The organism is Curtobacterium sp. ODYSSEY 48 V2 (genome assembly GCF_023712625.1).
Classification (GTDB): domain Bacteria; phylum Actinomycetota; class Actinomycetes; order Actinomycetales; family Microbacteriaceae; genus Curtobacterium.
Window position 1 is genome coordinate 1 of record NZ_JAMAXX010000063.1, and the last position, 392, is coordinate 392.

The 392-nt window shown below is 58.7% G+C and carries 1 protein-coding gene; it reads right to left on the reverse strand.

Annotated elements, in window-relative coordinates; all coding sequences use genetic code 11:
* The coding region (locus M3666_RS17380; RefSeq protein ID WP_374109601.1) for a multiprotein-bridging factor 1 family protein at nucleotides 1–165 on the reverse strand (165 nt) is incomplete at its 3' end.
* Nucleotides 166–392: the final 227 nt, after the last annotated feature.

Consider the following 392-nt stretch of genomic DNA (forward strand, 5'->3'; position numbering starts at 1 on the left):
GGACAAACCTTGCTCGACACGCTGGACTGTGCGCACGCTCAGCCCCGAAATTGCCGCCAATTGTTCTTGCGACCATTGCCGTGTCTCCCGGAACAACTTGATGCACGCGGCCAGTTCGGCCGGCGTGAGCAAGCGGCTTTGTTGAGAATTGCCGGTACCGTTCATTTCGTAGCTCCATCGTGTTGATCGATGTAACGAAGTATGGGGAGCGAAGCGCCGACGCAACACGACAGAAACCCGACAGTCAACCGACAGACGCGAGCAGTCAGAGATCGCGTGGCCGTCTGGGCCGACGTGCGGTGCGTCTTGTTGGGGCTGCGTCAAGAACCTAAGTCTAATCGAGTGCAAACTCAACCAGATTGAGGAGGGCGGTCGTGTCGCCGTCCGTAGGC